This window comes from Terriglobia bacterium (assembly GCA_035712365.1).
Classification (GTDB): domain Bacteria; phylum Acidobacteriota; class Terriglobia; order UBA7540; family UBA7540; genus SCRD01.
This window is the reverse complement of sequence record DASTAW010000052.1, coordinates 67,507-82,244: the sequence shown is the minus strand read 5'-3', so window position 1 is coordinate 82,244 and position 14,738 is coordinate 67,507. Positions and strand designations below refer to the sequence as shown.

The following is a 14,738-nucleotide window of genomic DNA, read 5'->3' as shown; positions in this document are numbered from 1 at the left end:
CCGAATAGATGAGTGAGCTTTGGCTCATTGAGAATTGAATGGGCATACGGCGCATCGGCGTCGAGGGGCAAGTGTGGCTGCGCTCGCATCCCCCCACTCTCGGGTAAGGGGGGCTGCTCGCTCCGCCCCACAAAACAAAGCCCACCACGATTTTGCCCTTGACTCCGCCGCCCCCTTCATAGATGCGCCACCCGCCAATTCCGCGCGGCGACCCCGGCCTGTTGCCCGCTTTCCTAATTAGCAATTTGGAATTGTTTCCAGAAACTATTTGCGGTAGACTCTGCCGGATAAATTTTTGCGGCGAATGGCGGCCGCACGGTAGCGCAGGCCCTTGCGGCCTGCGGTTCTTGTGTTCAAAGCAGGGTAACGCAGACCGTCCCGCCTTGCGGGATCTGCGGATTTTATCCTCGTTCGATCAAACAACCGCGGACCTCAAAAACGGAGGTCCTCGCTACCACGCTCTGTTGCACCGCCGCCCTCGCCGCCTGGACGGCCAGAGACATTGAGCCGTAGGGGAACGATCCACGACATGCGACCTGTTCAACTGCTGAAACCCCCGGCCCAACAAAAACAAGCTGACGACGGGAAGCTCCAACCTGCTCTCGACCTCAACCGCTCCCGCCGCTCCAATTCCCGTCAGCTTGATTACCAGGCGCGCATCGCCGCAGGCGGCGCGACAGTTCGGCCAAGACCCGGAGGGCCGAAAGAAATGGCCCTGGCGATAAATTCTTTCGCTCCTTCCGGGGCTGGGTGGTGTTAGGATGGCACGTTTTCGCATGGCTTACGCCAATGGGCTAAAGCCTTGCGCCCCCGATGGGGGCTGACCACCAGAGGATTTCAAATTGCAGATTTAAGATTGCAGAATGAGAAAGCCGCGCGGCGAGACCGCAGACGCCGCCGTAGGGGAGGGCTCTGCCCTCCCGGTTAGCGTCATATCACGGGAGCCCGGAGGGCTCCCCTACACTGTTCGATTCAAGGCCCGGAATGCCGAAAGACTTTAGCCCATCCCGCCTTGCGGGATGGGACCCGGCGCTACAAAGGGGTCTCCGCACCCGTTTGCCGCACACATCGCAAACACCGCGACGTATGCGCCACCCGCGGGGCTGGCGTCTGGGACGTTTTCGCGAGGCCGCATACCTCACGCACCGCCGCGGATGCGCGACCCGGTATTCCCATTCAGAAAGGCCAGAGCCGCAGTGAGGCTGACAAATTGCTACGGCCTCACTGCGGCCCGTTGGCGACCCGCCGCCTCCGACAAAATCGGCCTACGAAGAAGGCAAGAGATAGAAGCGAAGCTGGAGCAGCTTCAGGCCGGAGTTCGTGTATTGCCAGAAGTAGTCCTGAAGCAGGGGAGAGAAGATTTCATACGACGTCGTCGCGGTCACGATGGTGGTGAGAAGCGAAGTGACGTCAATGAAAGAGGATTTCCCTTTGGAGCGCAGGAACACGTGGTTGTTCAGGCTGCAAACCAGCGTTCCAGTGCTGTCATAAGCGCAAGTGGTGACGTCGGCGCTGCCGTAAGGGGTGCCAAGGGCCCTGGCGTAGATGGAGTAGGCAGCAGTATCAACCGTGGGGTCACACGGATTAACCACGTCGCCGTTGGTCAACGTATCGCAGGGAAGCTGAAAAACCGCTCCTGGCTGGTTGCCGGCCTGGCCGGTCACCTGGATGGGATTTCCAGCGCAGTCGGTGGCCTGGTCAAATCCGTTTCCGTCACAGACCTGGAAGGGTCCCGGGGTCAGCCAGATGTTGGTGGTCACCGTCTGCTTCTTGCCCAGGGCCACGAAGATGGTGTGGCGGTTGGAGTTGGTCATTGTCGCATCTTTCGGATTGGACACGCCAATGATGTTGAGGTCGTAGTGGGGTCCGTTGGGCGCTTGGTTGCCAGTACCAGCCGGAACCACCAGGGGAAGCACGAACAAAACTGCAGCAGCAAACAACACTCCGAAAACCACTTTTTTCATTTGGGGCCTCCTGCCGGGTCCGTGCTCCCCGGAACCGTGGGATTGAATGAGGATTGCATAATAGAGTGGCGGACTTTCGTAGCGCTGGTCCACCCAAGCGGAACCGGCCCTGAAAATTGCCGCCGGGACGGCGGCGCTACAAACGGTCTTGTCACCATATTTTGTGATCCTCAGTAATTTATCGGGTCAATTCAACGCCTCGGCCTAAAACCAGGCGAGGCTCATCCCCGTTCGCTTGCGATTCGCACAGCGCGTGTTCTCCCTGCACGACGGGAGGTCCCTCTCCCCCAATGCGATTGAAAAAGTCGGTAACGTTCCTGCAGCCTGAAAGATTACAAAGAAGGCTGCCTCGTAGAAGCACGAAGCAGAACTTCGCAGCGCAGGCAATCTACCAAGCGTGTTTTGAAAAGTCAAGTCATCAAATGGTTAATAGGCACCCGGCAACGGTAGAGACATCATTCCCAAGGCGTCCGTTTTGCGCGCGCACAGCTAAGATATTGATTTTAAGGGTCCGATCGGCGCGGAGCAGGGTTGCGGCTTGCGGTTAGTAATCCCAGCCCGGAAAGGCCGAATCCAACCAAAATCCGCAGAGTCTCAAAAAAACGAGACTCTTCGCTACCCGCTTCACATGCGGCCCGTGGCCAGATGCTGAATGTTTTTCCGCTCTCCCCGGGCGTGTTCCGTGAGGTAGACACCGCACAGAATCAACGTTCCGCCGAGCACGACCTTTAAGGAAACTTTCTCGGCCAAGAGCCATATGCCCAACAAGGCAGCCATCACCGGCTGAAGGTACGCAAACGCGGCGACATTTGAAGCGGACAACTTCTCTAAGGCGAAGGCGTAAATGAGATACGCCACGAGAGAACCAAAGAGCACCATATAGGCCAGTCCCCACCAAGCATGTGACGATACCTGGTCCCACCGGACCTTGGCCACGGATGCGGCACAAAAAGGAACCAGCAGAATCGCTCCCAGGCTGAACACGAGGGTATTGAGTGTCAGCGGATCATAGCAATCCGCAACTTCCTTCGTCAAAATGGTGTAATAGGCGAAGACGGCGTCAGCGGCAATCAAGATTAAATCCCCTACCCAATGTGCGCCGCTTCCCTGCGCAGGCTTCTCAATCAACAACAGGGCCACCCCCACAAATGAAATCACCATGCCGAGGACCTTCCTGGACGTGAGCGCTTCCATCCCCATCGAGGCAGAAAGTAACAGCACCATGATCGGCCCAATAGCCTGAATGAGGCCCGTATGGGTCACGGAGGTCCTTGCGAGGCCGCCGATATAACAAATCTGATTCAAGGTAATGCCCGTGAACGCCATTAAGCCCAGGATCAGCCACTGGCGCCGCTTCAACCGCACGTTGGGAACGCCTCGCCAGGCAATATACAGCAACACGTAGAGAATCGCGGCCGCGGCCATTCGCAGTTGGGCAAGAGCCAATGCGTTGAAGCCCGCGAGCGCTACCTTGCCGGCGACAATATTGCTTGCCCAGAAGAAGGTGGTCAGCAGCATCAGACCATTGGCCGACCCGCCGCCGTGTCTGGCCGCACGGGACTGTGTGGATTGGCCTCCCCCAGCAGCCATTTTTCTGTTTCTCCTTGTCCCATGCGCCCTCTCGCAAATGTCCAGCGGAGGAGCTGTGTGGAGACGGGCGTAAGGCCCCAGGTTCATGCGGCCAGCATCGCGATCCGTAATTCAGCCAGACTGGCGCATCCGCCGCTCCAGAGCATGTCCCGCCTTCAGTTGAAATCTGAAAGAAGGAGTAGCGGCTCTCGATGCGAACCTTGTTAAGGTGCGAGTTTGGCAAAAACTTTTTTGAAACGAGAGCCCTTATGCAGAAGGGATATCAGAGCAAGGGAAGGAAGTCCAGTGGTTTTAGGAGTCAGTGCCGGAAGTTCGAAGTGTTGGGCAGGCGGGCGGCGGCGATGCGGTTGCCGCTACCCTCTCTCAATCTTCAAAGCGAACTGGCGGGCATGAAGCGCACCAGGCTGATACAACCTGATGGGCCCTGGTTGTGCGAGCTTCGCACCCGAATGGGATTTGAAATTCCAGATTTGAGGTTTCAGACGGGAAGCGCTCATGGGATTTGAGATTTAGGTGAATAGCGTCTCCTGACTTCGCGAGAACGCAGAGGCTACCAAGCGAGCATCTGCGCCACCCGCCGCAGGCGATTTGAAATTTCAGATTTGAGATGCAGAGGGGAGCCACGGACCTCAGCGGCGGAGGCCCTCGCTATCAAATCGCTAACGGGAGAAGTGCGGCACGTGATAGGGCAGGATTTTTGCCAGGGAGTTTGCCTCCTCGATATCAACCGGAGTGGCTGACTTGGCATCGAGACCCAGACACTGGAGAGGAATTTTCCCTTCGAGGAAGCGGCCCTTGACGTCAATCAAGTGCGGGTATGACGGGCCGGTGCTGATGTTGAAAATATCGGAATTATCGCCGCGTCCCAGGTTCATTGCGTACTGGACGAAATATCGGTTGCTGGTGGCGCGGCCGTCGTGGCCGAAAGTGGCGCGAGTCTGGATGACGCCTGCGAGTTGAAATCTGAAAACCGGCCTGCGCCCGCCTGGATTGCCGGCAACGATGATTCGCATCACCGGCGGCATGGGAGGGCCGGATTTCCCGGCCTTGACCATCGCCGAGTCCAATTCCGAATTCGGCGGCGGAAGCGATGCTGTGTGTTCGAAGCGGACGTAAAGATACGATTCGTCGCGGGCCGCTTGCAATCTCCAATCAATCTGGTTTGGCTTAAACCATCTGGTGTTCGCGCTGGAATACGGGACACGCTCCCACGGTAACCCGGCGCGAGCAAAAGCTCCGTCGGCTGGCGGCAGCATCGCATACAGCGCCGCAGGGTCCACCGGCTGTTCGCTCCAGACCTCCTCCGCCACCTTCCAGGAGCCGTCCTCGCGAACAAACCGTACCCGGTCGTATTGAACGCTGCCGTGGCTCACACCAGTGATCTTGCCGATCAGGGCAGCGTGGTCGTTCCTGGCCGCCACTTCCAGCGCTTCGTAATGAATTGCAGGATTGCGGACCGGAGCGTAGTTGCTTCTGGCCGCCGCCACCCTGGCGCGTGTCGCGCGGTCATACAGATTGATTCCCAGGTCCGGATCGCCCTCGCGGACAGCCTTTTCCATCTGCTTGAATACGGCCCGTACCTCTTGTTCTGATTCTTGGTCAGGGCCGCTCGCGATCTTCGGCGAGGATTGCGAATAGGAGCGAGCCAGGAGGGCGCCTCCGGTTATCATCATGCAGGATAAAACGACGGCTATGCGGCTCTTCATAAGTGCGCTCTCCGCTGCACCCGCATCTCTCTACCGCCGTGCATCCGGGAGAGGAGCACGGGTGGCTCACGATATGTTATAGGGCCGGGCCACAAATAGGCAAGATCCCGGGTGGCGCGTCGCACAGTTGTGGCAACCACTCCAGCGATGACGGGAGACGGCTGACCCACGGCGAATTGGCTTCGGCTGACGGCGCGCCCGCAGGCGATTTGAAATTTCAGATTTAAGATTGCAGAGGGGAGCCACGGACCTCACCGGGCGGAGGTCCTCGCTACCCGCTTTCGAGAGGCTGGAGGCGGATGCCTGCAGGTTTCCTTATCGACATCCGCCCCCTCCCCGACTCGCGCGTTCGCGCCAGGCAGCGGGCGAGGGCGCGCTCCAGGCGCGCCGCCGCGCGGTCGATTGCCGCGTAAAGGTCCGCGTCCACGGCCTGCAACGAGACCGCCTGCGAGGGCAGCACGCTGGCGGTGATCTGGCAGCGCTTGTCCGCCCCTCCCCGCGGGCCGTTGAGGTCGGACAACCGGACCATCACGCGGCCAATGTCTTTCGAGAACCTTCGCAGCGCAAAGCCCAGGCGGCGCTCTGCGTAGCGCTGCAAGGCCTCGGAAATGCTGAAGTCCTGGCTGCGAATTTCGATGTTCATCGCTTCCTCCATAAGCTTTCGGGGGCGCCGCCCCCGGCCACTGTCGCGACCGCCACCGCCAACTTCAATGTGCGGGAGGCGAGGAGGAGCGCGCCAGGACCTTACGTTTGTATTTCCCGGCTTCGCGGACCGGTTTGCAAACCCTTGACTCGACCCTCCGGCCCACTTCTCGCTCCTCCAACCTTATAATCACCCTTGGCCCATAATTAGAAAAGTAGAAAGTTTCAACGTGACACGTAGATTTTAACTAACTATAATGAACGCATGGAATGGCTCAATTATCATCACCTTCTTTACTTCTGGGTCGTGGCCCGCACGGGGAGCATCGTGAAGGCCTCGGAAGAACTTCTGCTGGCGCCCCCGACCATCAGCGCGCAGATCGGCCAACTGGAAGATTACCTGGGAGAGAAGCTGTTTACACGCACGGGGCGGCGGCTGGTCCTCACCGAAGTGGGGAAGATCGTTTACGGCTATGCGCAGGAGATTTTTTCTTTGGGCCGCGAGCTTACCGACACGCTGAAAGGCCGGCCCACGGGCCACCCGCTCAAGCTCCAGGTGGGCGTGGCGGACGTACTGCCGAAGGGCCTCGCTTATCGCCTCATTGAACCGGCCCTGCGCCTGGCGTCGCCGGTGCAGGTGATCTGCCGGGAAGACCCTCCCGAGCGCCTGCTGGCGCTGCTGGCTCTGCATGAAATTGACCTGATTCTGTCCGATGCGCCGTTCGGGCCGGGCATCAGCGTCCGCGCCTACAATCACCCGCTGGGTGAGTGCGGGGTGGGTTTCTATGGCAGCCCGAAGCTTGCGGCGGGCTATCGGCGGAAGTTTCCGCAGTCCTTGAATGGAGCGCCGTTCCTGGTTCCCACCGCAAGCGCCTCGATGAGATCGAACCTCGATCAGTGGCTTGAGGCCGAGGATATTCACCCGGTGGTGGCGGGGGAATTTGAAGACTTCACGCTGCTGAGGGCCTTCGCGGAGGGAGGACATGGCATTTTTGCCGCGCCGCGCGTGCTCGACCGCGAACTCCGCCGCCGGTTCGGGGTGGCCGGCTATACCGAAGAAGTGCGCGCCCGGTTCTACGCCATATCGGTCGAGCGAAGAGTCAAAAACCCGGCCGTCATCGCCATCTGTGACGCTGCGCGCGAAAAGCTGTTTGGGTGATTGCAGTGGCACAAGATGTACATTTTTGATATGGGGACGGGCGGCCATTCTGTGGTCGCATACATTCCAAACTGCGGAACGTATGCGCGACCCGCTGTTTGGGTGATTGCAGTGGCACAAGATGTACATTTTTGATATGGGGACGGGCGGCCATTCTGCGGTCGCATACATTCCAAACTGCGGAACGTATGCGCGACCCGCTGGTGGATACAAGCGCAGAGTTGTTCTTGAACTCTGCGGATTTTATTCTTAACGGAAAGACCCACAGAGTAATGCGCTCGGCGCGAACAACTGTGCGCTGCCAACTGACCGCGGAATGCGCGAATCTGCGACTCCAGCCACTAACGGTATATGTACACGCAATCTTAGTATTACTCGATAAGAGATTTGAAATTCAGTCTCACGGGCGCTAAGCTTTAAGGCAACAACGAAACATACGTCGAAGGTTACGAATACCTTCGGCATGCGATTCTCGGATCTCCGGGCGCAGTCTGTTTGCCGGGTCTGGTCCCAATCTGCCGCCTGGTCTCCGAATCGCTCGTTTCATCTCATTCGACGGCGTGCGCCATGAAGGGCGGTGGTTCGCTGGCTATCTACCTTCACCCGTTGGGGCGGGCAAATTCAACCTAAAAGGAGAAAATAAAACATGGTTCAATACACATGGAAAAGGGCAAGCTGTTTCCCAATAACGGCGTTGTTGCTTGGCATGGTCCTGCTCGCATCGGCTGGGACGCCGACGTTCGGCGCTTCGGCTCAAGCTTCGAAGCTTCTTCAGGACGTTAAGATGTCAGCCACCCAAATGAGACGCGATGCAGCTCAAATGCAGACCTACATCGCGTCAAAGGTGACCTGGAAGAGCCACGCTATGCAGATCAATACAATAAAAGAACACATCAATAATGCGGGTAAGGTCCTGGCGGAGCTGCATGACGCCCGAGACGGCGCCGAGCCCTGGCAGCAGGATGCGATCGACAAGATTACACCCTTACTGCAAGAGATGGCGTCCAACACCGAGTCGATCATCAATCATCTCAATGACAACAAACAGACCTGGCATCCGGGATATACGGGCTATGTGAGATCGAACGCCGAACTTTCCGATGACCTGGCCAAGCTGATCGGGGATTACATCGATTACGGCAACGCCAAGAACCGGACCAGGGAACTGGGAAAGAAAATGGGAATGTGAGGCTTTCAGGTTTTCGCAACGGGATGGCTGCTTCTCGGGCGCCGCATACATCGCGGTGTTTGCGATGTATGCGCCGCCCGCGAAAAGCTGTTTGGATGATTGCAGTGGCACAAGATGTACATTTTTGATGTCTGGACGGGCGGCCATTTTGTGGTCGCATACATTCCAAACTGCGGAACGTATGCGCGACCCGCCTATGAGTTACGAATTCTGAAGGATGAAGGATGAAAAAGCCACGGCACAGGTCGGCGCCGGTCTGCCAGCTACGGTTCCAGGGCCTGAAGGCAGAAGCCGGCGGCGAATCCCAAGGCAGTTCCTAATATAACCAGCATCAGCAAAGGCCAGAGCACCGGGACAGGGAATTGCGCGCCTTGCAAATGGCAGACTCGCAGGATGGCCTGGGAGATCGGCGCTGCCGGACCGGCGGCGTTCAGAAAGAAGTCGAAGTCATAGGCCCAAATCAGCAGGCCTGCTGCCGCTCCCGCACAAGTCATCCAAAGCTGGCGTCTGCTCTTGAGCATCTGTTCCCTTCTTCGGCGATAACTCCGGCGGAGTGGTTAGGTCTGACTGCCGACTGTCGGCCGATCACGCCCCATCACCGGCCCGACTGTCGCCGTAATAGTACACCTGACACGGCGCTGGAATACAACGCCGCCTGCGACCGTCACGAGAAGGCTCGCGGACCTACAATCCGGAGCCCCGCGCTGCCTGCTGGAAGATGGCAGCCGCTTGCTGTAGGATGTTGCCCGGGCAAAAGGCCATGGAGCGAGCAGCAGCTTTCCTTGTGTTGGTGCTGGTTTTCACGCCTTGCGTGCGAGCGCAGGCATCGGCGCAAACGTCCGCCCAGGCGACGTCGCCGCCGGCGGGCAATGATATAAACTCTCTTCGCGAGCGCGCTGCTGCGGGCGATGCCGGGGCGCAATTCGACCTCGCAAATTATTATTTTCGCGGCCGATTCCAGACACTGGAACACGCGCAAGCCCTGACCTGGTACCTCAAGTCGGCCGGCCAGGGTTTTGCCGCCGCCCAGAACCAACTCGGCGTCATGTACGAGAATGGAATTGCCGTGCCGCAGAATTACAAAACGGCGGTAGCTTACTACCGCAAGGCAGCCGACCAGGGTTACGCGCTCGCGCAGTTCAATCTTGGAGTTATGTACGAGAGCGGGAAACAAGGCGTCAGTCGCAACTACAAGCAAGCCCTGAGTTGGTATCGCAAGGCGGCAGACCAGAACCTCTCCCAGGCCGAAGAAGAAGTCGGCTACTTCTATCAGGCCGGCTGGGGAACGGGGCGTGACTATGCCCAGGCCCTGGCCTGGTATCGCCGCGCCGCCGGACATGGCAACTCCAATGCGGAAAACCAGCTCGGCTACATGGCCGAGGAAGGATGGGGCCAGCCCCAGAGTTACGATGAGGCGCTATCGTGGTACACGAAAGCCGCGGAACACGGCAATGGCCAGGCCCAGGAAAATATCGGCTACATGTTCCAGCACGGCACCGGCGTGCAAACGGATTACGCCCAGGCGCTCTCGTGGTTTTATAAGGCCGCTGTGCTGGGCAACAGAGAAGCGGAAAACCAGATCGGCTGGATGTATCAATACGCGCAAGGCGTCCAGCAGGACAACTCCAGGGCGCTCGACTGGTACCAACTGGCTGCCGATCAGGGCAGCATACAAGGCGCGAACAATCTGCAGGATTTAAATGACGACATCGAGGATGGCAGCGAAGACATTGGGAATTCCCCTAAAGATCCTGTGGCGGATGCAGCGATCGCTCAGGCGCAGCGGCGTGAGCAGATTCTCGATCTTCGCGGCCGCATCGATGGGTTGATGGCCGATCTAGAGCTGCAGGAAAGTACAATCGATCAGCTCGAACATCCTGCCAAGAAAGGCGCCGTTGCCAACATGATCGGCGCTGTGGGTAGCGTGATCGCAGTCAGTTTCCACGCCAAGGCGGAGAAGGACCGCGCCGAGGCCGCCAGCCTGCGCGATCAACTGGCCCGGCTTGAAAGCCAGGATCAATCCGCCACGGGCGTTCCTGTCCGGTGAGCCATTCGATCAGCGAGGGGCTCTCTCACCTCAACCCCTGCGGCGCTTACGTTTCGCAGTTTGCGGCACGTGTGCGCGACCCGCCGCTGCTGGTGTGAAGCTCAAGAAGAGCCTCTGGCGTCGCGAGAACGCAGACGTTAGAAAGCGAGCATCTGCCGCAGCCTCGAGTCCGCACACATCGCAAACGGCGCGATCCTGCAATGCGGGGCGCCACCGGCGCACCCTCGCGGAATTTGAAATTTCATGTTTGAGATTGCAGAAGGGAACCGCGGACCGCAACACCGGAGGTCCGCACTACGGGAAAAACTCTACTCGGTGGGACGCCAATGGGTGTAATATTTTCAACCGCTGAAATGCTGAAAAAGAAATCCCGGTGATTCTTCTATTTGGAGGTGTGATGTCTTTGCAAGCGCGAAGTCTTCATGTAAGCCGTTTTCAATTGACCCTCCGCAACGTCACTGGAGGAGCCGCGGACCGGTCGTCTGTCGGCTGGCGGCGTAAAGGCCTGGTCTCGCCGATGCTGGCTTCAATGTTTCTGGCCGCGGCCTGCTGGGCGGCGGTTCCCATTTTTGGAGCGCAGGCCGGTCATAAAGAAGTTCTGGCCGCCACGCCGCCGATGGGCTGGAATGACTGGGCGCATTACCAGTGCGGATTCACGGCCGATACGATTCTCGATAATGCGCGGGCGCTGGTCTCGACCGGGCTTTCCGCTCTCGGCTACAACACGGTGACCATCGACGACTGCTGGATGCTGAAAGACCGCAATGCGAGCGGCAACCTGCAGCCGGACCCGCAGCGCTTCCCGAACGGAATGAAATCGGTGGCCGATGCCGTCCACAAGCTGGGCCTGAAATTCGGTATCTATGAGGATTCCGGCGCTATGACCTGCGGCGGGTTTGCTGGCAGCGGACAGCCACAGGGCGGCGGACAAGACCACTTCCTTCAGGACGCCCGTCTGTTCGCTTCCTGGGGCGTCGATTATCTCAAGCTCGACCACTGCAACATCTACATTCCGCCCGGCGAGACGGATGAACAGGCTTTCCGCATGCTCTATGCGGCCGAGCATCAGGCGCTCGAAACAGTGGGCCGCCCCATCGTCTTTTCAGAATCGACGGCATCGTACTTCCTGGGCACGCCGGACCGGTACACCGTCCTGATGTGGAGCGGGGATTACGGCCAGTTGCATCGCGTCGGTACCGACATCTCGAGCTACCATGCGCATCCCATTCCTGCCAGTTTCCGCCGGCGATTTCCACCCACCACGCGGTTCCAGAGCGTGCTGTGGAATTATGCCTATACGCTTCCGGTGGGACGGTTCCAGAGGCCGGGCGACTGGAACGACGCCGACTTCATCATCGCCGGCGACACCGGCATGAGCCTGCCCGAAAGCCGCAGCCAGTTTGCGCTGTGGTCCATGATGTCCGCTCCACTGGTTCTCGGCTCGAACCTCACCGAACTCAGTCCGCAGGCCATTGCCGTCCTGGGCAACAAGGCGGTGATAGCCATTGACCAGGACCCGCGCGGCCAGGTGGCCACGCTGGTGCGGCGAACACCGGAGACAGACGTTCTGTTCAAGCGCCTGGCGAATGGCGATGATGCAGTGGCAGTGCTGGACCGCAGCGAAGCGCCCGTCAAGGTGGATCTGCATCCGGCCGAGCTCGGTTTTGCGGCAAACTCAGGATGCACGCTGGATGCAAAAGAGCTGTGGAACGGCAATGAACAATCGTCGGTCTCCACGCTCGAGGCGGAAGTGGCGCCTCACGACACGAACATCTGGCGAATCCATGCTTCTTCCCAGTGCGGCGCGGCCTCGCGCACCGGTACGATAACTCTGGTAGACAACGTAAAAAACCGGCCACACAGCATCGAGGGATATGCCCGATGTCTGGCTGCGCCGGGAAGCGTGGGAGAGTGTACCGGCGCGGCCAGCGAGAGCTGGACCTTCACCCGGCAGGGCGCGCTGCGCTCTGGCGACCAGTGCCTGGCGGTTGTGGATGGCAAGCCGGTGCTTGAAGCCTGCCGGCCGGCGAGCGCGCAGCACTGGCGCTATACGCTGAAAGGGGACCTGGTCAACGACGGCGATCTCCAGTGCCTGTCGGCTGCCGGGCCGGAGAGTAAGCCCCAGTTTCTGCAGATGCAGGTTTGCGGCGACAATCTCGCCACCCAGATCTGGTCGTTGCCCAACTGAGGAGCAGGAGGCAGAAGTCAGGAGCCAGGAGTCAGAAAGTATGAAGCTGGCAGGCATCGGGGGAAGTCGCTCAAAATTCCAAATTCAAGGTTCCAGAGAAAGCAGGTCCTTTGCTGCGCTCAGGATGACATAGTGAGTGAGTGGCTACAACGTCCGCACACATCGCGAACGCCGCGACCCTTGCCCCGTGCCACGGCCCCCCTTCGGGGGGCTGGCGTCACGAGCCCGCACACGTCGCAATGCGGCGGCATCTGCGCGACCCGGGCTTGCGCCAGAACAAATAGGAGGGACGAATGAAATTCTGGAAACTGAAGTTGAATTTGGCGGCACTCGCTTTCGCTGCGCTGGCCGTAGTGCTGCTGAGTGCCGCCTGCCAGAACCAGGCTCCGCAGAAGGAAGGCAACACCGCAAGCGTGCCGGCCGGCGATCTGGCGGGCTTTGCCGCCGTCGAGCCCATCGACACGCACGTACACGTCTACAAAGACGATCCGATGTTTGTGGACATGGTGAAGCGCCTGAACCTGCGAATGGTGAACATTTGCGTGATTGACGACCGCGATCCTTTCTTCAAAAGTCTTGAACCGCAGCGCAGCGACGAACTGAAAGTGCGCAGCGCCACCGGCGGCCGCGCCGCCTTCTGCACCACCTTCAGCCCTTACGAATTTGAGCAGCCAGGCTTCAAGCAGAAGACCATCGAGCAGTTGAACGGCGACTTTGCCAACGGCGCGGTGGCCGTGAAGATTTACAAAGTGATGGGCATGGAGATGAAAAACAAGGCGGGGAAATACGTGATGCCCGACGATCCGGCCTTTGAGCCTGTCTATCGGGACATCGCCGCGCACAACCGCACTGTGATCGCCCACATTGCCGAGCCTGACTCCTGCTGGAAGCCGCCCGATCCCGCGAGCCCCGACTACAGCTATTACAAGGAGCATCCGCAGGAGTATGCCTACGCGCATCCCGACTGGCCGTCGAAGGCCTCAATCCTGGCGGCGCGCGACCATTTGCTGGCGGAAAATCCGAAGCTGCGCGTGGTGGGCGCGCACCTGGGCAGCATGGAGACCGACGTTGACCAGATCGCCCAGCGCTTTGACCGCTATCCCAATTTTGCCGTGGACACGGCGGCGCGCGTGGAGTACCTGATGATGCAGCCGCGCGAGAAAGTGACTGCCTTCCTGATGAAGTATCAGGACCGGGTGATTTATGGCACTGACCTCGGACTGGATGCCAACGGCGACGCGGCGGCGGCCGTCAAGGAGTGGCAGCAGCAGTACCTGCGCGACTGGAAATACTTTGCCACCGACGAGTGGGTGGAATATCACGGGAAGAAATACCAGGGGTTGAAACTGCCCCCGCCGGTGGTGCGCAAGATTTTCCACGACAACGCCGTGCGCTGGTTCCCGGGAATCGTGTAGTCGGCAGGTGGCAGGTGGAATGTGGCAGGCAGGGATGAAGGATGAAGGATGAAGTGTGAAGTATGAAGGGTGAAGAGCGAAGAGCTCTTCGCGGGTGGCGCATACGTCGCGGTGTGTGCGATGTATGCGGACTTTGCTCTGCTTTCATCCTTCGCACTTCATCCTTCGTCTCTCCGCTGTCAATCTGTACCAGCAGGATCACTGGCGCGCGCGGAAGCAGGATTCGAGGTGGTCGTTCACCATTCCGACGGCCTGCATGAAGGAGTAACAGATTGTGGTCCCGACAAAGTTGAATCCGCGCTTTTTCAGGTCAAGACTCATGGCGTCGGATTCGGCGGTGTGGGCGGGGACGTCGAACATGGTCCGGCGGCGCCTGCGAATGGGCGAGCCGTCCACAAATCGCCAGATATAACGATCGAAGCTTCCGAACTCTTCGCGCACCTTGAGAAAGACCCTTGCGTTCCCAATGGCGGCGCGGATTTTCAGCCGGTTGCGCACAATGCCATCGTCGGCCATCAACCGGGCAAAATCTTTCTCGTCAAAGCGCGCGATCTTTTCCGCGTTCCAATCGGCAAACGCGCGCCGGTAGTTTTCCCGCTTGCGCAGAATGGTGATCCAGCTTAGTCCAGCCTGCGCGCCTTCCAGCACGAGCATTTCAAAAAGGCGCCAATCATCGTGCGAGGGCACGCCCCATTCCTGGTCATGATAGGCGATGTAAAGCGGGTCGTCCCCGGCCCACGGGCAGCGCTTTATCGTTCGAACCATAGCCTTCTATTCTTAGCCTGAAAACGCCGGTTGTGAAAGTCCCTGTTCCGTATCGCGCACACGGCAAGAACCG

12 protein-coding genes are annotated in these 14,738 nt (G+C 59.2%); 5 read left to right on the top strand and 7 right to left on the bottom strand.

Annotated elements, in window-relative coordinates; all coding sequences use genetic code 11:
* The 5 genes from VFQ24_16575 to raiA all read right to left on the bottom strand — a co-directional run.
* Positions 1-244 (bottom strand): hypothetical protein (locus VFQ24_16575; GenBank protein HET9179972.1); only part of this gene is annotated, 244 nt, incomplete at its 3' end.
* Between the two features lie 1,021 nt (positions 245-1,265).
* Entirely contained in the window at positions 1,266-1,964 is a 699-nt protein-coding gene (locus tag VFQ24_16570) for a hypothetical protein (GenBank protein ID HET9179971.1), read from the bottom strand.
* Between the two features lie 624 nt (positions 1,965-2,588).
* A complete protein-coding gene (locus VFQ24_16565; protein ID HET9179970.1) occupies positions 2,589-3,482 on the bottom strand; it encodes a DMT family transporter in 894 nt (297 codons plus the stop codon).
* 731 nt (positions 3,483-4,213) lie between these two features.
* On the bottom strand, positions 4,214-5,260 hold the full coding sequence (locus VFQ24_16560) for a hypothetical protein (GenBank protein ID HET9179969.1): 1,047 nt from the start codon (positions 5,258-5,260) through the stop codon (positions 4,214-4,216).
* A gap of 271 nt (positions 5,261-5,531) precedes the next feature.
* Positions 5,532-5,903 carry a ribosome-associated translation inhibitor RaiA gene (raiA, locus tag VFQ24_16555; protein HET9179968.1) on the bottom strand — a complete coding sequence of 124 codons (372 nt, stop codon included), beginning with the start codon at positions 5,901-5,903 and terminating at the stop codon, positions 5,532-5,534.
* Between the two features lie 264 nt (positions 5,904-6,167).
* Between raiA and nhaR the strand changes: the two genes are divergently transcribed.
* Both nhaR and VFQ24_16545 read left to right on the top strand, forming a co-directional pair.
* Entirely contained in the window at positions 6,168-7,061 is an 894-nt protein-coding gene (gene nhaR / locus VFQ24_16550; protein ID HET9179967.1) for a transcriptional activator NhaR, read from the top strand.
* A gap of 646 nt (positions 7,062-7,707) precedes the next feature.
* Positions 7,708-8,250, top strand: a complete 543-nt coding sequence (locus VFQ24_16545; protein ID HET9179966.1) for a hypothetical protein — start codon at positions 7,708-7,710, stop codon at positions 8,248-8,250.
* Between the two features lie 263 nt (positions 8,251-8,513).
* On the opposite strand, the gene VFQ24_16540 is transcribed toward VFQ24_16545, so the two are convergent.
* Positions 8,514-8,771 (bottom strand): hypothetical protein, encoded by a 258-nt coding sequence (locus tag VFQ24_16540; protein HET9179965.1) that lies wholly within the window; start codon positions 8,769-8,771, stop codon positions 8,514-8,516.
* 239 nt (positions 8,772-9,010) lie between these two features.
* Between VFQ24_16540 and VFQ24_16535 the strand changes: the two genes are divergently transcribed.
* The 3 genes from VFQ24_16535 to VFQ24_16525 all read left to right on the top strand — a co-directional run bounded on the left by VFQ24_16535 (position 9,011) and on the right by VFQ24_16525 (position 13,900).
* Positions 9,011-10,297 carry a tetratricopeptide repeat protein gene (locus VFQ24_16535; GenBank protein ID HET9179964.1) on the top strand — a complete coding sequence of 429 codons (1,287 nt, stop codon included), beginning with the start codon at positions 9,011-9,013 and terminating at the stop codon, positions 10,295-10,297.
* A 397-nt stretch (positions 10,298-10,694) separates the two neighbouring features.
* Entirely contained in the window at positions 10,695-12,485 is a 1,791-nt protein-coding gene (locus VFQ24_16530; GenBank protein HET9179963.1) for a ricin-type beta-trefoil lectin domain protein, read from the top strand.
* Positions 12,486-12,778: 293 nt separating this feature from the next.
* Positions 12,779-13,900 carry an amidohydrolase family protein gene (locus tag VFQ24_16525; protein HET9179962.1) on the top strand — a complete coding sequence of 374 codons (1,122 nt, stop codon included), beginning with the start codon at positions 12,779-12,781 and terminating at the stop codon, positions 13,898-13,900.
* Between the two features lie 198 nt (positions 13,901-14,098).
* Here VFQ24_16525 and VFQ24_16520 read toward each other — a convergent pair whose 3' ends face one another.
* Complete coding sequence (locus VFQ24_16520; protein ID HET9179961.1) at positions 14,099-14,665, bottom strand: DNA-3-methyladenine glycosylase I; 567 nt, start codon at positions 14,663-14,665, stop codon at positions 14,099-14,101.
* Between the last annotated feature and the right edge of the window lie 73 nt (positions 14,666-14,738).